Annotated in this window: 18 protein-coding genes; 15 read left to right on the forward strand and 3 right to left on the reverse strand. The window is 65.7% G+C overall.

The features are described 5' to 3' along the window. Positions 1-3: 3 nt before the first annotated feature. Positions 4-1,512, forward strand: coding sequence for an efflux transporter outer membrane subunit (locus HV675_RS19995; protein ID WP_175112894.1), 1,509 nt, complete (start codon positions 4-6; stop codon positions 1,510-1,512). A gap of 318 nt (positions 1,513-1,830) precedes the next feature. Here the strand turns inward: HV675_RS19995 and HV675_RS20000 are convergent, their stop codons facing one another. After that, positions 1,831-2,346: a Dps family protein gene (locus tag HV675_RS20000; protein WP_175112848.1), complete on the reverse strand. Its 516-nt coding sequence runs from the start codon at positions 2,344-2,346 to the stop codon at positions 1,831-1,833. A gap of 497 nt (positions 2,347-2,843) precedes the next feature. Here HV675_RS20000 and HV675_RS20005 point away from each other — a divergent pair, with 497 nt between their 5' ends. The 6 genes from HV675_RS20005 (at position 2,844) to HV675_RS20030 (ending at position 8,813) form a co-directional block, all read left to right on the forward strand. Further along, on the forward strand, positions 2,844-3,101 hold the full coding sequence (locus tag HV675_RS20005) for a DUF2934 domain-containing protein (RefSeq protein WP_175112849.1): 258 nt from the start codon (positions 2,844-2,846) through the stop codon (positions 3,099-3,101). A gap of 249 nt (positions 3,102-3,350) precedes the next feature. Beyond that, positions 3,351-4,349, forward strand: coding sequence for a YihY/virulence factor BrkB family protein (locus tag HV675_RS20010; protein ID WP_175112850.1), 999 nt, complete (start codon positions 3,351-3,353; stop codon positions 4,347-4,349). Between the two features lie 141 nt (positions 4,350-4,490). Next, a complete protein-coding gene (locus HV675_RS20015; protein ID WP_175112851.1) occupies positions 4,491-5,396 on the forward strand; it encodes a ketopantoate reductase family protein in 906 nt (301 codons plus the stop codon). Between the two features lie 177 nt (positions 5,397-5,573). Beyond that, positions 5,574-6,461, forward strand: coding sequence for an SDR family NAD(P)-dependent oxidoreductase (locus HV675_RS20020; RefSeq protein WP_175112852.1), 888 nt, complete (start codon positions 5,574-5,576; stop codon positions 6,459-6,461). Positions 6,462-6,768: 307 nt separating this feature from the next. Further along, positions 6,769-7,476, forward strand: a complete 708-nt coding sequence (locus HV675_RS20025; RefSeq protein ID WP_175112853.1) for an MgtC/SapB family protein — start codon at positions 6,769-6,771, stop codon at positions 7,474-7,476. A gap of 86 nt (positions 7,477-7,562) precedes the next feature. Next, positions 7,563-8,813, forward strand: a complete 1,251-nt coding sequence (locus HV675_RS20030) for a Zn-dependent hydrolase (RefSeq protein ID WP_175112854.1) — start codon at positions 7,563-7,565, stop codon at positions 8,811-8,813. A gap of 95 nt (positions 8,814-8,908) precedes the next feature. Here HV675_RS20030 and HV675_RS20035 read toward each other — a convergent pair whose 3' ends face one another. Further along, on the reverse strand, positions 8,909-10,276 hold the full coding sequence (locus tag HV675_RS20035) for a Fic family protein (RefSeq protein ID WP_175112855.1): 1,368 nt from the start codon (positions 10,274-10,276) through the stop codon (positions 8,909-8,911). 346 nt (positions 10,277-10,622) lie between these two features. Here HV675_RS20035 and HV675_RS20040 point away from each other — a divergent pair, with 346 nt between their 5' ends. Both HV675_RS20040 and HV675_RS20045 read left to right on the forward strand, forming a co-directional pair. After that, positions 10,623-11,282: a glutathione S-transferase family protein gene (locus HV675_RS20040; RefSeq protein WP_175112856.1), complete on the forward strand. Its 660-nt coding sequence runs from the start codon at positions 10,623-10,625 to the stop codon at positions 11,280-11,282. A gap of 88 nt (positions 11,283-11,370) precedes the next feature. Then, positions 11,371-12,084, forward strand: a complete 714-nt coding sequence (locus tag HV675_RS20045; protein WP_175112857.1) for a DUF899 family protein — start codon at positions 11,371-11,373, stop codon at positions 12,082-12,084. 34 nt (positions 12,085-12,118) lie between these two features. Here the strand turns inward: HV675_RS20045 and HV675_RS20050 are convergent, their stop codons facing one another. Then, a complete protein-coding gene (locus HV675_RS20050; protein WP_175112858.1) occupies positions 12,119-12,622 on the reverse strand; it encodes a universal stress protein in 504 nt (167 codons plus the stop codon). Between the two features lie 892 nt (positions 12,623-13,514). Between HV675_RS20050 and pgaA the strand changes: the two genes are divergently transcribed. The 6 genes from pgaA (at position 13,515) to HV675_RS20080 (ending at position 22,640) form a co-directional block, all read left to right on the forward strand. Further along, a complete protein-coding gene (gene pgaA / locus HV675_RS20055; protein WP_175112859.1) occupies positions 13,515-15,545 on the forward strand; it encodes a poly-beta-1,6 N-acetyl-D-glucosamine export porin PgaA in 2,031 nt (676 codons plus the stop codon). 6 nt (positions 15,546-15,551) lie between these two features. Then, positions 15,552-17,606 (forward strand): poly-beta-1,6-N-acetyl-D-glucosamine N-deacetylase PgaB, encoded by a 2,055-nt coding sequence (gene pgaB / locus HV675_RS20060; RefSeq protein WP_175112860.1) that lies wholly within the window; start codon positions 15,552-15,554, stop codon positions 17,604-17,606. 86 nt (positions 17,607-17,692) lie between these two features. Beyond that, on the forward strand, positions 17,693-19,024 hold the full coding sequence (gene pgaC, locus HV675_RS20065; RefSeq protein ID WP_175112861.1) for a poly-beta-1,6-N-acetyl-D-glucosamine synthase: 1,332 nt from the start codon (positions 17,693-17,695) through the stop codon (positions 19,022-19,024). Between the two features lie 73 nt (positions 19,025-19,097). Then, on the forward strand, positions 19,098-19,562 hold the full coding sequence (locus HV675_RS20070; protein WP_175112862.1) for a hypothetical protein: 465 nt from the start codon (positions 19,098-19,100) through the stop codon (positions 19,560-19,562). A 31-nt stretch (positions 19,563-19,593) separates the two neighbouring features. Beyond that, entirely contained in the window at positions 19,594-21,423 is a 1,830-nt protein-coding gene (glmS, locus tag HV675_RS20075; RefSeq protein WP_175112863.1) for a glutamine--fructose-6-phosphate transaminase (isomerizing), read from the forward strand. Positions 21,424-21,431: 8 nt separating this feature from the next. Next, positions 21,432-22,640, forward strand: coding sequence for a hypothetical protein (locus HV675_RS20080; protein WP_175112864.1), 1,209 nt, complete (start codon positions 21,432-21,434; stop codon positions 22,638-22,640). Positions 22,641-22,642 lie beyond the last annotated feature (2 nt).

Raw genomic sequence — 22,642 nt, forward strand, 5'->3', positions numbered from 1 at the left:
GTCATGCGCGCCTTGCGCCCCGCGCCGCTTGCGGCAGCTGTAGCGGCTTTGGCGGCGCTCGTCGCCGGCTGTTCGCTCGCGCCGGACTACAAGGTGCCGCCTTCGCCGGTTGCCGCGCAATACCGGACCACCGGGCCGTGGGTCAGCGCGAAGCCCGGCGACCAGTTGAATCGCGACGGCTGGTGGACACTCTACGACGACCCGCAACTCGACGCGCTCGAGAAGCGGCTGCTCGCGAACAACACCGATCTCGAAGCCGCGTACGCGCATTATCAGCAGGCCCAGGCGTTCGTCACGCAGGTGAGTGCGGGGCTCTTCCCGACCGTCACGGCGAATACATCGGCGTTCCGCGAGCGGCAATCGGCGACGCGGCCGTTGCGCGGTGCGGGTCCGAACGACTATAACGCGGTCACGCTCGGCGGCGAAATCGACTACGACCTCGATCTGTGGGGCCGTGTGCGCGATTCGGTGAAGGCCGGCAAGTACGAAGCGCAGGCCACCCAGGCGGATCTTGCGTCGGTGCAGTTGAGCTTGCAGGTGCAGCTCGCGGATAGTTACGTGCAGTTGCGCGGCCTCGATCAGCAGACCGCGCTGTTGCGCGAGACCGTCGTCGCGTTTACGAAGGCGCTGCAGCTCACCGAGGCGCTGCACGGCGGCGGCATCGTCGCGGGGCTCGACGTCGCGCGTGCGCAGACGCAGCTGTCGTCCGCACAATCGCAGCTGTCGCAGACCGTCGCGCAGCGCGCGCTGCTCGAGCATGCGATCGCGGTGCTGGTCGGCGCGTCGGCGTCCGAGTTCACGCTGCCCGAATCGACCGCGGCGATTCCGCTGCCGCCTATTCCGGTCGGCGTGCCGTCGGTGCTGCTGCAGCGGCGCCCCGATATCGCGGCGGCCGAGCGGCGTGTCGCGGAAGCGAACGCGAAGATCGGCGTTGCGCGCGCCGCGTATTTCCCGTCGATTACGCTGACCGCGGCGGGCGGCCTGCAAAGTTCGAGCTATACGAACTTCTTCAGTGCGCCGAACTTCTTCTGGGCGCTCGGGCCGCAGCTCACGCAGTATATTTTCGATGGCGGATTCCGGCGCGGCCAGCTCGAAGCGGCCAAGGCGGCCACCAGCGAAGCCGGCGCGCGTTATCGCGGCGTCGTGCTCACGGCGTTCCAGCAGGTCGAAGACAACCTGACGCTGCTGGCGGATCTCGGCACCGCGCTGCAGCAGCAGCGCGATGCGGCGTCGGCGGCCGAGCGTGCGCTGTCGCTCGCGCTTACGCAATACAAGCAGGGCGCGATCGGCTACCTCGACGTGGTGACTGCTCAGACCGCCGCGCTCGATGCGGAAGTGTCGGCGATCCAGATCCAGACGCGGCAGCAGAGCGCGAACGTGCAGCTGGTGCGCGCGGTGGGCGGCGGCTGGTCGGCTGAGCAGCTCGACCAGGCGGCCACTGCGCCGGCGCTCGTCGCATCGGCGGACGAGCATGCGCCGTCGAATACGGCGTCGGACGCCGCGGGTAAATAAGCGTGATGCGGCTGTTGCGCGGTCGCTCAGCGGCGGCGCTGTAGCCGCGCGTCGAACGCTGCGTGGCGCTTGTGGCGCTTGCTCGGTGACCGCTGAGCCGCAGCAGTGAGAGCCCGCCTGGGCGGGCTCTCACGTGCGCCATCGCGGGGCGGCTTTGTGTGTGTCCGCGTCTGCCCCGCATTCGCCGCCGCGCCCGTCATATCTCACATCTCGCAGCTCACGGCGCACAGCCTTGATGGGGCGGGCAGTGCACGCGCCGCTTTGCATGCCTGAGCCGCTTCGCGCTACCGCCCCACCGCCCTCGACGTACTGCGCCGCTTACACGTGGCGCGTCGCCTCGAACAGGAACCACGCGCGCCGTTCCGTTTCGTCGATCCAGTTCTCCAGCTCGCTTGCACTGGCGACATCGCCGGCTTCGTCGCAGACGTCGTGCGCCTCGCGCATGCTGGCCGCGAGCGCGAGGTTGTCGTTGCGCAGTTCCGCGAGCATTTCCTCGGGCGGGACAAACGGCTTGTCGTTGTCGCGGATGCGTTGCAGCTTCGCGATCTGGCCGATCGAGCGCAACGTCGTCTGGCCGATCTTGCGGACACGCTCGGCGATATCGTCGGTCATGCCGAAAATCTGCTCACCCTGTTCGTCGAGCAGCAGGTGATAGTCGCGGAAATGCGGGCCAGACATGTGCCAGTGAAAGTTTTTCGTCTTGATGTAAAGCGCAAAGGTATCGGCGAGCAGCGGATTGAGCGCCGCGGCGACCTTCGCGGTGGCGTCCTCCGGCAGGTCGGACGGCGTGCGCAGCGCGGCTTTGGCGGGTTTGCTTTCAACGGTATGCGGCATGGCATGTTCCTCGATTGAGTGTCGGTTCGCAGGATGGTGCAAGAGGCGCGTCGCCGTGAACGGCCGTCGTATCCGCGGCCGGCGATGCGCGACTGGAAAGCATCGCGCGTCGCGCGCCGCGGCGTATTGCCGGACGAACGGCTTTTTGCAGGTTCGCACTTTTTTACGCGGCGTGCACGGACTGCGCGACTCGCGCAGAGTGCATCAGCGTGCGTTGACCCGCCGGCGTGCCGGGTTGCGTCGCGCGTGACATGTTCGGCGCGCGCGGCGTGCGACTTCGCGACGCACGCAGTTTGTGTGCCACGCGTGACGCAGGGTCGGACATCACGCAGCCCGTCGCGTGCCGCAGGCGCTCGATGCCGGATAAGTGGCGCTCACGCATCGGATACGACCGGCTGGGTACAACGGATGCTCTGCCGTCGAAGTGCCGCGCGCCTGTAACGAGCAATCCGGATCGGGTGCGCGCCCTGTCACGACGCATCGGGAGGACCGCAACCATGGCAAACGGACACAGCGAAGAACGCATTCGGGAACGCGCATATCACCTGTGGGAACAGGACGGCTCGCCGGAAGGCCGGGCCGACGAGTACTGGGACAAGGCCAGCAGACAGATTGTCGCCGAGGGCGACGATACGACGGAGCCGGTTTCCGCCGACCAGTCGAAGAAGCGCAGTCTTGAAGATGTGGCGCCGCAGGAAGACGAGGACCAGAGTGCGGGTCAGGTCGGGGCGCCGCGAGCGAAACGGGCGCGCTAACTGTGGGCGGGATGAGCGGGTGAGGGGCGCTGACGAGATAACAGGGCCGGTGTCGATGCGGAATAAGCACGCAGAATCAGCACGCAGAAGAAAGGCGCAGGATACGCACGCGAAATAAGTACGCGAAATAAGTACGCGCAATCAACGGTGCGCCGGCAGCGTGAAGTCGCGCATGTTGCGCGCGTAAGCCTTACAAACGCCGTGCAGCGAATCGGAGCGGCTCTTCACCGCCCACTGTCGGAACGCATGATGACGACCTTGCACAATGCCCCGCGGAATGCGCCGCGGACCGCGCTTCGGAGCGCGCTCCACCACGCGCGAAGCAACGATGCGCTGCGTTTTCTCGCGACGCATCCGCTGCGCTTCCTGTTGAGCGCACTCAAGGCGTTCCGCGCGAACCAGGGGCTGCTGCTGGCCGGCGCGGTTGCGTATTACGCGTTGCTGTCCATCGTGCCGCTGCTGATTCTGATCGCCATCGCGTTCTCGCATTTCGTCGGCGAACAACGCCTGCTCGAGACGCTCGCGCGCCTGCTCGAATGGCTGACACCGGGACAGTCGAATGCCCTCGTGCATGAGCTCGCCAACTTCCTTGCGCATCGCAACGTGGTCGGCTGGCTGCTGCTCGTCACGATGATCTTTTTCAGTTCGCTTGCGTTTACGGTGCTCGAGAATGCGTTGTCGATCATCTTCGTGCATCGCGTCGCGATCCGGCGCCGGCACTTTCTCGTGTCCGCGATCGTGCCTTACTGTTTCAGCCTGTCGCTCGGGGTCGGCGTGCTGCTTGTCACGCTCGTCACCAGTAGTCTGCAGGTGGTCGCGTCCGACGGCATCGTGCTGTTCGGCCATCCGGTTTCGCTGACGGGCGCGGTGCGCACCGTGCTGTACCTGCTCGGTGTCGCCGGCGAGGTGTTCGTGCTGACCGCGATCTATCTCGTGATTCCGGTCGGCCGGCCGGCGCCGCGCCACGCGCTGATGGGCGCGCTGACCGCCGCGCTGCTGTGGGAGATCACGCGGCGCGTGCTGGTCTGGTACTTCGCGACGCTGTCGCAGGTCAACGTCGTGTACGGATCGCTGGCGACCGCGATCGTCGTGCTGTTCAGCCTCGAAGCGCTGGCCACGCTGCTGCTGTTCGGCGCGCAGCTGATTGCCGAATACGAACGCCTCAGTGTGCCGCCGCGCACATCTCCACCCGGGCCGCCCGACCCGCCTGCACCTCCTGCACCTCCCGCGCCATTGAGCACCGGCTAGCGTACCGCGCGCGCCCGTTATGCTAACGTTCGGCTTTCGCTGGCGCAGGCTTTCCCTTGCCGCGCGCAGTGCGAAGGCATGCAGGATGTGCCCGCTTTTGCAAGCTTTCGCGCATCCTGTGTTCGTTGAGGAGACACTCCGATGAAAGTCGCCGTGATGGGTGCGGGCGCAGTCGGCTGCTATTACGGCGGCATGCTGGCGCGCGCCGGGCATGACGTCGTGCTGATCGGCCGCGCGCAGCATGTCGACGCGATTCGCGCGCAGGGTTTGCGGCTCGATACGCAAAGCTTCGACGAACGCGTGCGCGTCGCGGCGAGCACCGATGCGCATGCCGCAGCCGGCGCGCAGCTCGTGCTGTTCTGCGTAAAGTCCACCGATACCGAAAGCGCCGCATTGCAGTTGCGGCCGCATCTCGCGCAAGACGCGCTGATTCTCACGCTGCAAAACGGCGTCGACAATGCGGAACGCCTGCGCAGCCAGCTTGCGCAGCAAGTCGCGGCGGCGGTCGTGTATGTCGCAGCCGGCATGGCCGGACCCGGTCACGTGAAACACAACGGTCGCGGCGAACTGGTGATCGAGCCGTCGAGCGCAAGCGACGCCGTGGCGCGCGTGCTGATCGCAGCCGGCGTGCCGACCGAGATTTCCGATAACGTGCGCGGCGCATTGTGGGCGAAGCTGATCCTCAACTGCGCGTACAACGCGCTGTCCGCGCTCGCGCAATTGCCTTACGGCGAACTCGTGCGGCGCGAAGGCGTGACGGACGTGATGCGCGACGTGGTCGCCGAATGCGTCGCGGTCGCGCGGGCCGACCAGGTGGTCATTCCCGGCGACGTCGACGCGGCCGTGCGCCGGATCGCCGAGACGATGACGACCCAATACTCGTCGACTGCGCAGGACCTCGCACGCGGCCGCCGCAGCGAGATCGATCATCTGAACGGATATGTCGTACGGCGTGGCGCGATACGCGGCGTCGCGACGCCGGCCAATCGCGTGCTGCATACGCTCGTGAAGCTGGTTGAAAGCAACGCGCGCGCAACCGCTGCATGATGCGTGGCGCAGCGCGTTGGCGAGTCTTCACGCTTGCTGGTTTTACCCTGCTTTTGCAGATGTTTTTGTCCATGCGGACGACCTGTTGCGACGCTTCGTGCTAGCATCGTCCGCCCCATCTTCCTGAACCGGGACCGCGCGCCGGTGTCGCGATCCCCGCGCCAACGAGGTTCCCCGATGACTCAATCTGCTTCTTCTTCCGCTACGCATCCGACGCATCCGGCCTTTGCGGCGCCGGGCGCGGTCGCCGTCATTACCGGCGGCGCCTCCGGCATCGGCCTTGCCGCCGCGAAGCGTTTTGCACGGTTAGGGCTGCGCGTGTGTATCGCCGATCTCGGCGCCGAACGTCTCGCGCACGCAGTCGACGAAGTCGCCGCGGTTGCCGCGCACGGCGCAAGCGCCGTGTTCGCGCAGGAGACCGATGTAAGCCGCGTCGAAGACATGCGCCGTCTGCAGGCCGCGGTGCGCGAGCGCTTCGGCGGCACGGACGTGCTGATGAACAACGCGGGCATGCACCAGGAAAACACCATCTTCGGTCCCGCCGACCACTGGCAGCGCGTGCTCGGCGTGAACCTGTGGGGCGTGATTCATGGCACGCAGGTGTTCGTGCCGGAGATGATCGAGCGCGGCCGGCCCGGGCTCGTCATCAACACCGGCTCGAAACAGGGCATCACGACGCCGCCGGGCGACCCCGCTTACAACGTCTCGAAAGCGGCGCTGAAGGCCTTTACCGAAGCGCTGCAGCACGAATTGCGCAACAGCGCGAACGGCAAGATCAGCGCGCATCTGCTGATTCCCGGTTTTGTATTCACCGAGCTTACGCGACGCGGCCGTGCCGAGAAGCCGGCGGCCGCGTGGACGCCGGAGCAGACCGTCGACTTCATGATGGAACGGCTCGCGGCCGGCGACTTCTATATCTTGTGCCCGGACAACGACGTGCCGCGCGCGCTCGACGAGCGGCGCATTCTGTGGGCGGCCGGCGATATCGTCGAGAACCGGCCGGCGCTGTCGCGCTGGCATCCGGACTACGCGGCGCAATTCGAAGCGTTTATCAAGCAGCGGTGATGCACTAATGCGCCGACACGCGGACGAGCTGAAGCGCGGACGCGTTCGCGCGGCTTCGTTCGATTGACTGACGCGGGCGGCCAGCACGGCCGCCCGCGTTTGCTTTTTGCACGCCGCCCCACCTCGCACTGGCGCAATCCACCGACTCCAGGCTATCGTTCGCCTCAGCATTCGTCCGTCTCGCGCGAGTCGCCGCGCCGTCGCGTGGGCCTGACCGTCATGCCGCGGCGAGGCGGCTGCTAGCGGCTGCTAGCGCCTGCTACCGCCTGGTTATCCGGCCTTTATCCAGTTCATACCCGATGCACCCATGATTGCCGATTTCGTCTGGCGGCTCTGTGCCGCGTTCGCATGCGGTGTCGCGATCGGCCTCGAGCGGCAGATGCGCCAGCGCACCGCGGGGTTGCGCACGATCACGCTCGTAGCAAGCGGCGCGTGCCTGTTCGTCACACTCGGTGTGTTGACCGGCAACGGCACTGCCGGCGTCACGCAGATCGCCGCCTATGTGGTGTCCGGCGTCGGCTTTCTCGGCGGCGGCGTGATCATGCGCGACAAGGGCTCGATTCAGGGCATCAATACCGCGGCCACGCTCTGGTGCGCAGCCGCGGTCGGCGTGCTGTGCGGCAGCGGCCACTACGGCCCGGCGCTGGCCGGCACGCTCGCGGTGCTCGCGGCCAATACGGTGCTGCGCGACCTGAGCCGCATGATCAATGCGACGCCGGTAGCGAGCGCGGACCTCGTGCGCCAGTACGTGATCACGGTCGTATGCCGCGAGGAAGACGAAATTCATATCCGCACGCTGCTGTCGAACTCGATGTATTCGCAACCGTTGTCGTTCCAGAGCCTGACGAGCCGCGATGTCGAAGGCGATCCGCCACGCATCGAGGTGAGCGCGACCGTGCGCATGCATCCGAAGGATCAGGCGAAGCTCGAACTGATGGCAAGCCGCATCAGCATGGAAAAAGGCGTGTCGAGCATCAGCTGGAGCGGCACCGAAGTCGAGCCGACACCCGAATAAGCGCGCGCGGCGCATGGCGGCGGCGTACGCATCGTGCCGCATCGCCGGCGAATCCATACGAAACCACACTACAGGAGGAACGACTCGTGCCGACCATCAACCCCGAGCGCCTGCTTGGCGATTTGCACAAGCTGCGCAGCTTTGGCGCGACCGGGCCGGGCGTCGTGCGGCTCTCGCTGTCGCCGGTCGATGTGGATGCGCGCCGCTGGCTGGCAGGCCGGATGAGCGAAGCCGGGCTCGATGCGCGGATCGACGGCGTCGGCAATGTGGTCGGCCGCTCGCGCAATGCCGGGCCCGCGCTGCTGATCGGCTCGCACACCGATACGCAGCCGACCGGCGGCTGGCTCGACGGCGCGCTCGGCGTGATCTACGGACTCGAAATTGCGCGCGCGCTCGCCGAACACGACGACACGCGGCATCTCGCGCTGGACGTCGCATCGTGGATCGACGAAGAGGGGACATTCTGCGGGTTTCTCGGCAGCCGCAGCTTTGTCGGCGGCGAGCACGATGCCGCAGTCGACGACGCGCTTCGTTGCGCGCGCAACCGTGACGGCCAGTTGCTGCACGACGCATTGCAGGCGGCCGGACTCGCGGGCGAACCGCGTGCGAGGCTCGAGCGTGCACGCTATGTGGGCTACCTGGAGCCGCACATCGAGCAGGGCGGGCGGCTCGAAGCAGGCGGTCACGCGCTCGGCGTCGTCACGACCATCGTCGGGATGCGTGAACTGCGCGTGCGCTTTACCGGTCAGCGCAATCATGCGGGCACTACGCCGATGGCGATCCGGCGCGATGCGGGCGCGGCGCTGGTCGCGTTTATCGCGCGGATGGACGACGCGTTTCGCGCGCTCGCCGATGCCGATACCGTGTGGACGGTCGGCCGTATCGATCTCGAGCCGGGCTCGTTGAGCGTCGTGCCCGGTCAGGCGGACCTCTATCTGCAGTTCCGCGACAGTAACGCGGCGCGTTTGCGCGCGATGGAGACGGCGCTCGCGGAACTGGTGCGCGAGTTCGACGCGCGCGGGCCGGTCGGCGTCGCGCTCGACACGCTCGAAGAAGCGATGGAACCGGTCACGATGGATGCGGCGTTGCAGGAGCATGTCGCGCGCGCCGCGCAGGCGCTCGCGCCGGGCCGCTGGGTGCGCATGCCGAGCGGCGCCGCGCACGATGCACAGGTAATCGCCGCGCAACTGCCCGCGTGCATGCTGTTCGTGCCGAGCATCGGCGGCGTCAGTCACGATTTCATCGAAGACACCGCGGAAGAACATATCGTGCTCGGCTGTCAGGTTGCGGCGGATGCTGCCGCATCGATCCTGCGGCACGCGGGCGGTAGCCGGTAGCTGAAAGATGACGGCAAGGCAGGCGCCTGAGTCCCTGGGCTTGCGCGCCAATCTATTCGTCCTGCTGAGCGTGTACTTCAGCAACCAGGCTGTGCTCAGTGCGGCCGGTCGGCGTCGATCCAGGCCTGCGTGGCGGTCAGCGTCAACCGGTATCGCGCGCAGTTGAATACCTCGAGCTTCTTCAACTCGTCGAGCAGCATCGCCTCGAAGCCCGGGGCCCGGTCCTCGGTGAGGCCCAGCTCCGACACTGCAGCCTGCGCGGATTGTCTGTCGCGAACCACGCGTCCCATCGCCTCCGTCAGATGCTCGCGGTAGCGCAGTCGCAGAGGATTCGGGGCGCCCATGGATTCCATCACCACGACATATTTCTTCATCGAGCGCCGATAGGTCCAGGTGAACAGGTCCACCGCGCGCGACACATCGAGGAATTCGTATACGCCCAGCATCGCCTGCGCGTAGTCGTGAGGGTTGACGTCGAGGAACGACAACGGCGAGCAGTTGTAGAGCATCAGCGGGATGTTTGCCGCCAGACGACTGGTGCGCTTGTTGCCATCCTCGAATGGCTGCAGGTACGCGATATTCACCCACAGGAAGAAGGCGGCTTCGAGCGGATTCTTGATGAGCCTCGCCTTGGCCAGGATGGTCTCCAGCATCTCTGCGAGCACGGCCGGCACCTGCGTCGGCACGTAGACCGTGCCGCCGATGCTGACCAGCTTCTTGCGGATGACGCCAAGCGCATCGGTATCGGCAAGCAGGTCCTGCATGAGCACTGCATGCAGGTTTCGGATGAGCGCTGTCGCAAGGCCTTGCAGCGGTACCGCATCGACCAGAAACTCGATGGCCGCCTTGTGGTTGAGCAGCATCACCGCGTCGGCGTCGCTGTCTGCGGTGCCGCGTCTGAACAGGGCTTCGGTCGCCAGCAACGTGTAGCGGTTGCCCTCCAGACGCGAGGACGACCAGGACAGGTCGATCAGCAGTTGCTCCAGCACCTTGCGCGCGTAGGTGCCCGCGGGCTGTTGTTCGCGCAGGCGACCGTCACGATAGAGTTCTTCGGCCAGCTCTTGCGGCATCAGCCAGCTCTTGTTGGGCACATAGTCTTCGACAAATTCGCGCCGGTAGGTGACCGGGTCGCGCGCCGCCAGCGGCCAGTCGAGTTTATGGCCGAGCTCGATGGCCGCCGGTGACCAGGCCGGACCCGGACCGGTGGACGGCTCCTCGAGGATATGGGCGGTCCGTACGGTCGCAGGAATCTCGACGGCCTCCGCGAGGCGGTAGCGGGTTGCTCGCGCCTGGCCGCTGCGCGTGAGCTGCCCACTGGCGCACAGTGCATCCAGATGACGCCGGACAGTAGCGGAACTGCCGTGCGTAGCGTGGATGACGTCGGTGGAGGAAACCTCCAGCTGGCCCGTTTGGGCGAGGCGTGCGATGGCGTCGAGGACAACTGCCGGGGTCAATCTGCTCATTTATTTGCTCAGTATCTGCTCATGATTGATCGGATACTAGCTGAAATGAGCGGATATGGCAAATTTTGAGCAGATATTGAGCAGATATCGAGGCATGAGCCGATTTGAGCAGATTGCCCTGGCGCCCATGCACAACCGTAAAAAAGTTTGCGAATGCGTGCTCCGCGCCCTTCAATCAGGCTTATCTCGTGTGACCGGTCGTCAAGACGCTGGGTGAAGGTCCAAGGCGGCCGCGTCCCGCGGCCTTTCCGCGGTTTTTCGCGAGGTGAATGTCGATTTCGCCCGGCGTCCTTCGTCGTCAGTCAGAACACCCATAAACGCACGCGTTCACCGGAGGGGACACACGATGACGCTCAAGCTCTATGCCCACCCATTCTCGTCGTATTGCCAGAAGGTGCTGACCGCGCTCTACGAGAACGGCACGCCGTTCGAATGGCGCACGCTCTCGCCCGAGCATCCGCAGGTGCTCGAGGAGTTCGCGGCGCTGTGGCCGCTGAGACGCTTTCCGCTGCTGGTCGACGGCACGCGCACGGTGACCGAGTCGACCATCATCATCGAGTATCTGGGGCTGCACTATCCGGGCCCGGTTCGCCTCGTGCCCGAGGACCGCCGCGCGGCACTCGACGTACGCGGCATGGACCGCTTTTTCGATCTTTACATCTCGACGCCGCAGCAGAAGATCGTGTTCGACAGCATGCGGCCCGAGGCCGAACGCGACCCACGCGGCGTCGCCGAGGCGCGCGCGATGCTCGACACCGCGTACGGCTGGCTCGAGCACACGATGGCCGGCCGCGCGTGGGCGGCCGGCGAGCAATTCAGTCTGGCGGATTGCGCGGCCGCGCCCGCGCTCTTCTATGCGGACTGGACGCATCGGATCGGCCCGGCGTTCGAGCATGTGATCGCATACCGGAGGCGGCTGCTTGCGCGGCCGTCGTTCGCGCGCGCGGTCGATGAAGCACGGCCGTACCGGCCGCTGTTTCCGCTGGGCGCGCCGCAGCGCGACTGACGATCGATGCCCGATCGTCCTTTACCGGCCGGCCCGCACGCATCGCGCCGGCAGGCCAACCGAGCCTTGTCATGGATAGGAGACTGATATGGCGAATGCCTCAACCCCGACCCTCGTCCCCGCCGCCGAACTCGCGCGGCGCAACTCAATGACTTTCCCGAACGAAAGTGCCGACTACCGGCGCGCCCGCACCACGCTGCTTGCCGAGGAGATCGAACTGCGCCGGCATATCGAGCGGGTCGCGCACATGCGCCGCGCGTTGCCGCCGGGCGGCGCGGTGACCGGCGACTATCGCTTCGACGGAGAACACGGTCCGGTCGATTTCGCGGGCCTGTTCGGCGACAAGGACACACTCGTCGTCTATAGCTATATGTTCGGTCCGCAGCGCGAGCGTCCATGCCCGATGTGCACGTCGCTGCTGAGTGCCTGGGAAGGCGAGGCGGCCGATGTCGAACAGCGTGTCGCGCTCGCGGTGGTCGCGCGTGCGCCGCTCGAGCGTGTGCTGGCGTTTACGAAGGCGCGCGGCTGGCGCGACCTGCGGCTTTTCTCGGACCTGAACGGTCACTTCAGCCGTGACTACTTCGGCGTGACGGAGCAGGGCGAAGACATCCCGGCGCTCAATGTGTTTACGCGCCGCGACGGCACGATCCGGCATTTCTGGGCCGGCGAAATGGGCTTCGAGACCGCCGACCCCGGCCAGGATCCGCGCGGCGCGCCGGACCCGATGCCGCTGTGGACGATTCTCGATCTGACGCCCGACGGACGCGGCGCCGACTGGTATCCGAAGCTCGAATACCGCTAGCGGCGCGCCGCGTCCGCGCATCGCGCCGGCGGCTTCACGCGCCGGCCGTTTCCGCATAGCGCGGCCGCAGCGCGAGCGCGCGGCCCGACGCGGCCGGCAGCGCGTCGGTTGCGACCAGCACCGGCACGTCCGTGTGACGCAGCACTTCCTTGTACAGATTCTCGCGAAAGAGGCTCCACAACGACGGCTTGCGATTGCCGATCACCAGCAGGTCCGCGCCGATCGCGCGCGCGTGGTCGGCAATCGCGCGCCCCATCGTGCTGCCGCACATCGGCAACATGATCGTGCGTGCATCGCCGTCGCAGCCGGCCTGATGGAGCGCAGCGACACAGCGCTCGGCAACCGCGTGCCCATAGGCTTCGAAAGCGTCGAGCGTCACGCTGAAGTCGCAGGTGGCCGCGCCCGCGTACGGCGGCACTGGATCGACCACATGCAGCGCGGTGACGCGCGCGCCGGTTTCACGCGCCAGCCGGATGGCTGCTTCCAGCGTGATGGAATCGGGATGGGTGCCGACTGCTACCAGAATGTGCTTGTACATAAGGGCCTCGCTATGGTGTCGTACCGCCTGGTTCTCGGTGATGTCCGCTGGCGTGCTTCAGCCATGGGTGCATCATCCGCGCGGCGAATTAGCGAAAAATTAGACGCGATCGGGGCCACGATGAATCTGCGCATCGATCCGCGCATCGGGCCTCGCGACGCCTCGCCTCGAGCAGCTTCGGCGCGGCGGCGACGGTTGTGCTTTCGCGAGCGCGACATCGAGCGTTCGCTGTCGGCGCGCTTTGTGCGCCAGCGCGCATTTGGCGTTGCACCGCGTGGCATAAACCGCGTGCGACTCGCATCGGACGGCAGGGTACGTGTCGAAAGTGTTTTATTTTCGTTTTAGCGCGCTCGTCGTGATTGTTTCGCGCGGTAAAACGAATTCAGAACCTCATTCATCCGTGCGAGCTTGCTTAAGCGAAGCAAGCTGCCTGCTATCCGCTGATGAATCCGGGGTGCTTTTCAGCATGATGTTCAATCGTGCAACGCTTTTCAAAACAGGTTGCGCGCGCAAGCAACGGCCAGACGGCGCGAGATATATCAGGCTGTGATGCTTGTGCCGGAAGGCATGCCGCGCGGCGGAACAGGGCAGCGAGTGCGCGACCGCACGTTCACCGATGAAACATTTTGCCGGCGCGGTGCGGGCGCACCGCAATGTATTCCAACCTTGCGCCTGCGTGCAAAAGGGCGACATCGCACTGGCACGTCCTTCGCTTACGGCGAGGCCGCGCAAGTCTGGTGCATCGCGTTCGAACGAAACGCGAGCTGACCGGTGAAGCGCCGAACATAAACGCCGCACGCGAGACCAGGATTCCCGGATGTTTTTCAAATGTGCCAAACATAGGCACGGGGACTTCCTTTGTCTGGAGCGCGGCTCCGACAAGCGAGGAACCATGAAAAACAGACGCTCTAGCCGCCGCACGCGCGCCGCAGTCAAGGCGACCGCCTTGCTGCTGGTGCTGCTCGCGCGCGACTACTGCGCCGCGCAGCCGAACGCCGCAGCGGATTCACCGGGGAATGTCGCGGAAGGCCAGATCATGACCGAACGCGATCAGGTTCGCAGACAGTTGTTCGACATGGCGGGCTCCGGCTCGCCGCAGCTCGCGCTCGACGAAGCGCGCAAGCGTCCCGACGCGTTTTCGCAGAAGGACCTGTTGCAGATCGAATCGCTCGTCGTGGTGACCGAGGTGCATTGGGGCCGGCAGCAGGCGCAGGCGATCGACGACCCGGACCGTCTCGCGCAGACGAAGGCCGCGCTGCGGCATATCGACGAGATGCTCACGCGCATTCCCGACGGCGACGAGTACGGCGACATCCGCTGCGCGGTGCTTGCCGAACGCATCGGCGCGCTGCAGGGTGTCGGCCGCATGCAGGAGGCCACTGCGCTTTATGAACAGCTGTCGCGTGTGCCGGACCCTCTGCCGGCACGCACGTATGCGGCCGCCGGCGACGCGTACACGTATCTCGACCAACCGCGCCTTGCGGCGCCCGCTTACGAGCGCGCGCTGCAAACGCCGGTCGCACCGCTGCAGCCTTCGGTCGAACCGCATGCGTTAAAGCGCATCGACGTGCAGGAAGGGCTGTTCTTCGCTTACCTCGATTCGGGACGCTACGAAAACGCACAGCAACTGTTGAAGTCGATTGCGGCGAGCACGCCGTTGCGCGCGGACCTGGCCGATCATCCGGAAGACGTGAACGAAGACTACGGCCGCGTGAAGAAGCTGCAGGCGCAGTACCTGTTGTACACGGACCGTACGCGCGAGGGTGTCGACGCGCTCGACACGCTGCGTCATGAAGCGCCGTTCGATCCTGCATTGATCAGCGCGCGCTCGGATGCATCGCTCGTGCAGCAGCGCCCGCACGAAGCGGAAAAGATGTACGAGGGCACGCTGGTCGATCATCCGGGCGACATCGAAACGCTCGCCGGTCTCGGCAAGACCGCGCTGCAGCTGAACCAGTATGACCGCGCGGCGGAAGTCAACGCGACCTTCGGCGACCAGTTCCCCGACAACAACACGGTGAAGAATTTCCAGCGCGATTACGCGGCGTACCGCAGCCCGCAGCTGATCGTCGCCGCGAACGGGCAGAAGGGCAACTCGGTGATCGCCGACAACGACTGGGGCGTCGATACGCAGTTGTACTCGCAGCCGATCGCGCAGTACTGGCGCGTATTCGCGCATCAGTTCAGCGGCCGCGCGGACACCGGTGACGGCGACAGCGTGAGCCGCGTGCGCAACGGCATCGGCGGCGACTTCCGGTTGAACGGCATCGACGCGGCGGCCGAGGTCGATCGCTCGACGGGCGGCAATGCGTACACCGGCGTCGCGGGCACGCTCGGTTATGCGCCCGACGACCGCTGGCATTTCCAGGCGGGTCTCGATACGAACAGCAACGGCTTGCCGTGGAAAGCATACCAGGCGGGCATTACCGGCCGCACGCTCGGCGCGTCCGCGCGCTATTCGGTCGACGACCGCCGTTATTTCGACCTCGCGTATGGCGTGGGCCGTTACAGCGACACGAACGTGAACCAGCAGTGGACGGCGATCTGGTACGAGCAGTTCCTGAATACGCCGCGTCATCAGATCGCGACGTGGGTCGAGTTCAACACGAACAGCAACACGGTGACCAACACCGTCTATTTCAGTCCGCTGCGCGACTACACCGCGCAGGTCACCGCGATGTACCAGTGGACGCCCTGGCGCGATGCGGACAAGTCGTTTGCGCAGCGCGTGTACGCGACCTTCGGCGGCTACCGGCAGACCGATGTCGGCGACAGCGCGCTGTGGGAGGTGCGCCTCGAACAGGCGTGGCAGCTCGGCACGCAGGCGACGCTCGCGTACGGAATCGGTGTCGCGAGCCAGCGGATGGATCGCACGCGCGAGACCAGCAAGCTGATTTACCTGAACCTCAACATTCCCTTGTGAGCCATCATGGACAAGCTCAATCGCAGACGCTTTCTCGCTTTTGCCGCGGCGCTGTCCGCGGTGCCCACCGCCCACGCGACGCAGGCGGGCCTCGGCCTCGACCTGCTGCCGGCGCCCGATGCCGACGACGGCCTGACCTTCCGCGTGCTTGCGATTCACGACGTGCGCGACGATCTGCACACGGACGTCGGCACCGTGGCCGACACCTGCGCGATCAGCACCGCGACGCTGCATATGATTTTCGCGTGGCTGAAGGCGAAGGACTTCCGCCCGGTGAGCGTCGATCAGATCATCGCGTCGCGCAACGGCGGTCCGCGCCTGCCGCCGCGCGCGGTGCTGCTGACTTTCGACGACGCGTACAGCAGCCAGTACACGCGCGCGTTTCCGCTGCTCAGGCAATACGACTATCCGGCGCTGATCGGCGTCGTGACGCGCTGGACCGATACGCCGGCCGGCGAGCCGGTGCGCATCAGCCACAAGTCGGTGATGCCGCCCGGCTACTTCATGAGTTGGGACAACCTGCGCGAGATGGCCGATTCGGGTCTCGTCGAAATCGCGTCGCACACGCACGACCTGCATCACGGCGCGCTCGCGAATCCGCAAGGCAACGAACTGCCGGCGGCGAGCGCGCATCTGTACTACGCGGAGCTGCAGCGCTATGAGACCGACGACGAATATCAGGCGCGCATTCATGGCGACCTCGGGCGCAGCACGGCGCTGATCAGCGCGAAGACCGGCGTGCGCGTGCGTTCCGCGGTCTGGCCGTACGGGATGTACAACCAGACGCTGATCGAGGCCTCGCAGTCGCTCGGCATGGCCGTGCACTTTACGCTCGACGACGGTCCGAATACGCCCGATGTGCCGCTCACGAAAATTCGCCGGCTGCTCGTGTCGTATGACTGGGACGTCGGCACGCTGATCGGCCAGATGCGCTCGTCGCGCGCGTATCGCGGCGAACACAACCCGGTCGAGCGGGTGGTCAACGTGTCGCTCGACGAGCTGTACGACCCGGACCCCGCAAAGAGCGAGGACAAGCTCGGGCGCCTGCTCGATCGCATCAAGGATCTCGAGCCGAAGTCGGTCTACCTGAAGGCGTTCGCGGATCCGGACGGCAGCGGCGTCGCGCGCGCGGTGTACTTCCCGAGCCGTCATCTGCCGATGCGCGCGGATCTGTTCAATCGCGTTGCGTGGCAGCTGATCACGCGCACCGGTGTGCAGGTCTATGCGCGCATGCCGCTGCTGTCGTTCGCGTTGCCGGCGGATCATCCGGCCGCCGGACGGTTGGTGGAAAGCGCGATGGACGGCGCGCGTGTGCCGCGTTTGAGCCCGTTCGACGAAACCGCGCGCGCGGCGATCCGCGAGATCTACGACGACTTGACGCGCTATGCGAGCTTTAACGGCATCGTGTTCGGCGAGGACGCGACGCTGAACGAATACGAGGACGTCAGCGCCGCCGCCATCGACACCTATGCAACGTGGGGCCTGCCGCGCGATATCGCCCGCATTCATGCGTCGGATGCGCTGATGCAGCGCTGGGCCAGCGGCAAGACGATGCATCTGACCGCGTTTTCGCGCGAGCTCGCGCAACGCGTGCGCGCGTATCAGGGCGGCGGCAACGTGCTGACCGTGCGCACGCTGCCCGCCGAAGCGGTGTTCGACGCCGACGCGGAACGCCACTTCGCACAAAGCCTCGACGTGTTTGTCGCGAACTACGACTTCGTCGCGCTTGCCGCAGCTCCGGATCGAACGGCCGGCGCACAGGCGGGCCGTGAAGAGCGCGCCTCGAATAGCTGGCTCGACTCGCTTGCGCAGACGGTGCTCGCGCGGCCTCGCGCCATCGGGAAGACGGTCTTCGAACTGCCGGCGGTCGATCCGGCGACCGGCCGGCCGATCGCGTCGAACCTGCTGCGCGCCCAGATGAAGCGGCTGAATGCGGCAGGCGTCGTGCATCTCGGCTATGGGCCCGACAACTTCGCCGCGAACCAGCCGGATACGGCGATGTTGCGCGACGTGATGTCGGTGCAAAGCACGTTGCGCTCGAACCAGGGGATGCTGGGCTGACCACGCGTGCTCCATATGGGCCGGCCTGTGTGGCGAGCCCATATGGAGCCGACAGAGCGGGTCGGCCCGGCAAAAAGGGGAAAACAATGAAGAACGCGATGGACCTGATATCGAACTTCGTCTTCTACTATCCGCTGTTGATGGCGTATCTGTGGATGGTCGGCGGGCTGCTGCATTACCTGCTGGTCGAACGCAAGGACGGCGGCAACGCCGCCGTGGCGCCGCTGTCGAGCTACCCGAAGGTGTCGGTGGTGGTGCCGTGCTACAACGAGGCCGACAACGTGCGCGAGGTGATCGCGTGCCTCGATACGCTCAGCTATCCGAACTACGACATTATCGCGATCAACGACGGCAGCCGCGATGAGACCGGCGCGATTCTGAACGAGCTGGTCAATCTCTACCCGAAGCTCGTGGTCGTGCATCAGCACCAGAACGAGGGCAAGGCGATCGGCCTCACCACCGCGGCGATGCTCAGCGATGCGGAGTACCTGATGTGCATCGACGGCGATTCGCTGCTCGACAAGGAAGCGATCGGCTGGATGCTGCGTCATTTCCAGCACGACGCGTCGGTCGGCGCGGTGACCGGCAACCCGCGCATCCGCACGCGTTCGACGCTGCTCGGCCGCATGCAGGTCGGCGAGTTCTCGTCGATCGTCGGGCTGATCAAGCGCACGCAGCATATGTACGGACGCATGCTGACGGTGTCCGGCGTCGTATCGATGTTCCGCAAGCGCGCGCTGCAGGAAGTCGGCTACTGGAGCTCCGATATGCTGACCGAAGACATCGACATCAGCTGGAAGCTGCAGGTGAGCGGCTGGCTGATTCACTTCGAGTCGCGCGCGCTCAGCTGGATTCTGATGCCGGAGACGTTTCGCGGCCTGTACCGGCAGCGGCTGCGCTGGGCCAGGGGCGGCATCCAGGTGCTGTTCAAATACGCGGGCGAGGTGCTCACGCGCCGCAATCTGATGATGTGGCCGATCTTCGCCGAGTATGCAGTCAGTATTGTGTGGGCGTACTGCATGCTGTTCACGCTCGCGATTCTCGCGTGCAACCTGCTGTTCCCGATGCCCGACGCGTGGCGTTTCGGCTTCGTGCCGCGCGGTACCGGCGTGCTGCTGTTTCTCACCTGCTGTCTGCAGATTCTGATCGGCTGCCTGATCGATCGCCGCTACGACAGCAACCTGATGCGCTACTTCGCGGACACCGTGTGGTACCCGGCCGCGTTCTGGGCGATCAGCATGATCGCGTCGGTTATCGCGTTTCCGTCGGTGCTGTTGCAGCGGCGCAAGCGCGCCCGCTGGATCAGCCCCGATCGCGGCATTCGCGCGAGCCACGTACTCGACGGCGGTGGCGCCGCGCCGGAGCGGGCGGCGCACACACCGCACGGCGATGCGCTCGAAGCCGAGCGACACAGTTGATCGCTTCAAGCGGTTAAAGCAGCTAAAGCGGTCAAAGCAGGGCAAAGCAGTCAACCACAACAGGAGACCTACCATGCCTTTCCCGATTATCGATGTATCGAAGCAATCCGTCGCGCAGTTCGAAGCGCAATGCAGCCGCGTTCGCGCATGGCAGTACGTCGCGTGGTATCGCGTGATGCGGCCGTTGCTGGTTATCGGCATCTGGTTTCTCGCGGCGCGCTATATCCGCTGGTGTCTCGCGAATGCGACGCCCACGGAAGTGTCGCTCGAGGCGTTCGTGCCGATTGTCATCGGCATCGCCGCGGTGAGCGCGACGTTGATTGTCTGGACGCTGGCGCGCCAGCTCGACCTGTTTCACACCGGCCGCGTGCGCCGCATGCACGACGGTGCGCGCGCGGCGGACGACGCAGCGGCGCCGCCGCAACGCGAACTGCCGGTCGCGGCGGACGCCGGGCGCTGCCTCGTCGCCTATCACGATGACGACGGCATGATCTCGCACGTCGTGTCGATGCCCGACTACGCGCGGCAAGCCGCGTAAGCTCCGTCGGCCGCGAATAAGGAGGAAGAATATGTGCGGGATAGTGGGCGCAGTGGCGAGGCGTGACATCGTGCCGGTGCTGACCGAGGGGCTCCGCCGCCTCGAATATCGCGGCTATGATTCGTGCGGTGTCGCGGTGCTGCAGTACGGCGTGCCGCGCCGCGTGCGCAGTGTCGAGCGCGTCGCGAACCTGGCGGAGCAGGTCGATCATGCGGGTCTGTCGGGGACGATCGGCGTCGCGCATACGCGCTGGGCGACGCATGGCGCGCCGGTCACCGGCAATGCGCATCCGATCTTCTCATGCGGCGAGATCGTGCTCGTACACAACGGCATCATCGAAAACCACGAGGCGTTGCGCAAGGAACTGAAGACGTTTGGCTATGCGTTCGATTCGGAAACCGACACCGAGGTGATCGCGCATCTGATTCATCACATGCGCAAGCAGGATCCGACGCGTGATCTGCTGGTCGCGGTGCGGCGCTCGCTGCGCAGGCTGCGCGGCGCGTATGCGATTGCGGTGTTCGCGAAGAGCGACCCGAATCTCGTGATCGGCGCGCGCGCGGGCTCGCCGCTCGTCGTCGGCCTCACCGATCGCGGCAACTACCTCGCGTCGGATCCGATGGCGTTGGCGGGCACGGCGGACCGCTTCGTCTATCTCGAGGAAGGCGATGTCGCGGTGCTGACCTGCGACGGCGTGAAGATTGTCGATTGCGGCGGCGAGGCCGTGCGCCGCGAAGTGCAGACGCAGCGCGCGAGCCACCACACGACCGAACTCGGGCCGTTCCGGCATTACATGCAGAAAGAGATTTTCGAGCAGCCGTCGGTGCTCGCCGATGCGACCGAACGCGTGCAGACGCTGACACCGACGCTGTTCGGCGCCAACGCGCCGCACGTGTTTAAAGAGGTCGATTCATTGCTGATTCTCGCGTGCGGCACGAGTTATTACTCGGCGCTGACCGCGAAATACTGGTTCGAATCGATCGCACGCTTGCCGACCCAGGTGGAAGTGGCAAGCGAGTATCGCTATCGTGAGAGCGTCGTGAATCCGCGCACGCTGGTGGTGGTCGTGTCGCAATCGGGCGAGACCGCCGATACGCTCGCCGCGCTGCGGCATGCGCAGCAACTCGGCCATCGGCATACGCTCGCCATCTGCAACGTCGCGCACAGCTCGATGATGCGGCAAACCGATTTGCAGTATCAGACGGGGGCGGGGCCGGAGATCGGTGTGGCGTCGACCAAGGCGTTCACGACGCAGCTCGTCGCGCTGTTCCTGCTCGCGGCCACATTCGCGCAAGCACGCGGCGTTGCCGATGCCGCACGGCAAGCGCAGTGGCTCGAGCAACTGCATCATCTGCCGGCGGCGCTCAATGGCGTGCTCGCGCTGGAACCGCAGATCATCCGCTGGGCCGAGGCATTCGCGCACTACGAGCATGCGCTTTTTCTCGGGCGCGGCATGCATTACCCGATCGCGCTCGAAGGCGCACTGAAGCTGAAGGAAATCTCGTATGTGCACGCGGAGGCCTACCCGGCAGGTGAACTGAAGCATGGTCCGCTCGCGATCGTCACGAACGAGATGCCGGTCGTCACGATCGTGCCGAACGACGCGCTGATCGAGAAGCTCAAGTCGAACATGCAGGAAGTGCGCGCGCGCGGCGGCCTGCTGTACGTATTCGCCGACGAAGACGCGCCGCTCGACGATGACGACGGCGTCAACGTGATTCGTCTGCCTGCGCACGATGGGCCGCTGTCGCCTATATTGCATGTCGTGCCGTTGCAATTGCTTGCGTACCATACGGCCTGTGTGCGGGGCACCGATGTCGACAAGCCTCGCAATCTCGCGAAGTCCGTCACCGTCGAGTGAGTCCCGACATGCGAAACGCGTTGGCCGTCGCCGCGCTGCTCGGCGTTTGCGTGTGGTTGTGCCCGGTGTCCGCCGCGGCCGCGAAAGGGTCGAGCCGCGCGCGCACCGCGACGGTCGATCTGCGTTCGTATATGCACGGCATCGGCACGGCGAGCGACGGGCACGGCAACACGTGGGTATTCTTCAGCAGTTCGGGCTTGCCGCCGCGCGGCCCGGGGCGCGACCGCAACTGGACGCACGATGTGTACGTCGCGCGCTGGTCGCCGCAGCAGGGCAATCTCGACAAGCCTCGGGTTTTTATCAGCCGTCCCGAAGCGCAGGAGCCGGTGTCGATTGCGCAGAACGATAGCGGCCGCGTCATGGTGACCTTCGAGGACGGCTGGAACACGCCCAATGAAGTGAGTCAGCGCTACGGCGTGTATACGTCTGACCTCGACGCGGTGAAGCCTTATCCGGTCGACGTGAAATCGGGTGGGCATTCGGGGCATGCGGCCGCGGTTGGCGCGCGTTTCGTCGTGTTTTATTCCGACGATTGGGTCGACGGCGGCGGCGTCGACAATCTCGGCACCGGCAACGGCGTGTATCTGAAGACCTATGACGCGGACGGCACATTGCTGCAGTCGGTCGATGTCGCGCCGCGCGTGCGTGAATGGTGGCCGATGATCGCGGCCTCGCCGACGCGCGCGTTGCTGATCTGGCAGCAGTTCGTGCCGGGCGCGATCTATGCGCGGCTGAAGTCCGCGGTCTTCAATCCGGAGGACGGTTCGCTCACTGAAGCGCGCGTGCTGTCGCCGAGCTTGCGCTATTACGTGTACGCCGCCGCGTATGTGCCGGCGCTGGACCGCTTTATCGTGGTCGCAACCGGTTTCGACGGCAAGGGCTTCGCGCAACTGATCGATTCAAGCGGTGCGACGACCGCGACGCTCGCATGCATGCCCGCGTCGGTGCGCGAGGCGGGCATCGCGGTGGCCGGCGACCATGCGTTCGTGCCGACCCAGGATGGGCGTCTGCTCGATTTGCGGCTCGGCGCATCGTCGATCGAGCTGGCCGGCACGCAGCGCTCGCCGGTCAAATGGGGGGAAGTCGGCAGCGTCGGGCTGGTGCGGTCGCCGACCGCGTTGCATTGGGTCACGCTGACGCAGCAGGGGGTGAAAGAAGCGGAGTTTGATCTGAAGGCGATGCGGCCCGCCTCCGCGGCGGATCGCTGCACACGGTAATT

Source organism: Paraburkholderia solisilvae (assembly GCF_902859875.1).
GTDB classification, from domain to species: Bacteria; Pseudomonadota; Gammaproteobacteria; order Burkholderiales; family Burkholderiaceae; genus Paraburkholderia; species Paraburkholderia solisilvae.

What these genes read in the sequence shown, in the direction of transcription:
- HV675_RS20005 (WP_175112849.1), top strand. Translation starts at nt 2,844, where the DNA reads ATGGCAAACGGACACAGCGAAGAACGCATTCGGGAACGCGCATATCAC.
- HV675_RS20020 (WP_175112852.1), top strand. Translation starts at nt 5,574, where the DNA reads ATGACTCAATCTGCTTCTTCTTCCGCTACGCATCCGACGCATCCGGCC.
- HV675_RS20025 (WP_175112853.1), top strand. Translation starts at nt 6,769, where the DNA reads ATGATTGCCGATTTCGTCTGGCGGCTCTGTGCCGCGTTCGCATGCGGT.
- HV675_RS20080 (WP_175112864.1), top strand. Translation starts at nt 21,432, where the DNA reads ATGCGAAACGCGTTGGCCGTCGCCGCGCTGCTCGGCGTTTGCGTGTGG.
- pgaB (WP_175112860.1), top strand. Translation starts at nt 15,552, where the DNA reads ATGGACAAGCTCAATCGCAGACGCTTTCTCGCTTTTGCCGCGGCGCTG.
- HV675_RS20035 (WP_175112855.1), bottom strand. Translation starts at nt 10,276, where the DNA reads ATGAGCAGATTGACCCCGGCAGTTGTCCTCGACGCCATCGCACGCCTC.
- HV675_RS20015 (WP_175112851.1), top strand. Translation starts at nt 4,491, where the DNA reads ATGAAAGTCGCCGTGATGGGTGCGGGCGCAGTCGGCTGCTATTACGGC.
- glmS (WP_175112863.1), top strand. Translation starts at nt 19,594, where the DNA reads ATGTGCGGGATAGTGGGCGCAGTGGCGAGGCGTGACATCGTGCCGGTG.
- HV675_RS20050 (WP_175112858.1), bottom strand. Translation starts at nt 12,622, where the DNA reads ATGTACAAGCACATTCTGGTAGCAGTCGGCACCCATCCCGATTCCATC.
- pgaA (WP_175112859.1), top strand. Translation starts at nt 13,515, where the DNA reads ATGAAAAACAGACGCTCTAGCCGCCGCACGCGCGCCGCAGTCAAGGCG.
- HV675_RS19995 (WP_175112894.1), top strand. Translation starts at nt 4, where the DNA reads ATGCGCGCCTTGCGCCCCGCGCCGCTTGCGGCAGCTGTAGCGGCTTTG.
- pgaC (WP_175112861.1), top strand. Translation starts at nt 17,693, where the DNA reads ATGAAGAACGCGATGGACCTGATATCGAACTTCGTCTTCTACTATCCG.
- HV675_RS20045 (WP_175112857.1), top strand. Translation starts at nt 11,371, where the DNA reads ATGGCGAATGCCTCAACCCCGACCCTCGTCCCCGCCGCCGAACTCGCG.
- HV675_RS20040 (WP_175112856.1), top strand. Translation starts at nt 10,623, where the DNA reads ATGACGCTCAAGCTCTATGCCCACCCATTCTCGTCGTATTGCCAGAAG.
- HV675_RS20000 (WP_175112848.1), bottom strand. Translation starts at nt 2,346, where the DNA reads ATGCCGCATACCGTTGAAAGCAAACCCGCCAAAGCCGCGCTGCGCACG.
- HV675_RS20070 (WP_175112862.1), top strand. Translation starts at nt 19,098, where the DNA reads ATGCCTTTCCCGATTATCGATGTATCGAAGCAATCCGTCGCGCAGTTC.
- HV675_RS20010 (WP_175112850.1), top strand. Translation starts at nt 3,351, where the DNA reads ATGACGACCTTGCACAATGCCCCGCGGAATGCGCCGCGGACCGCGCTT.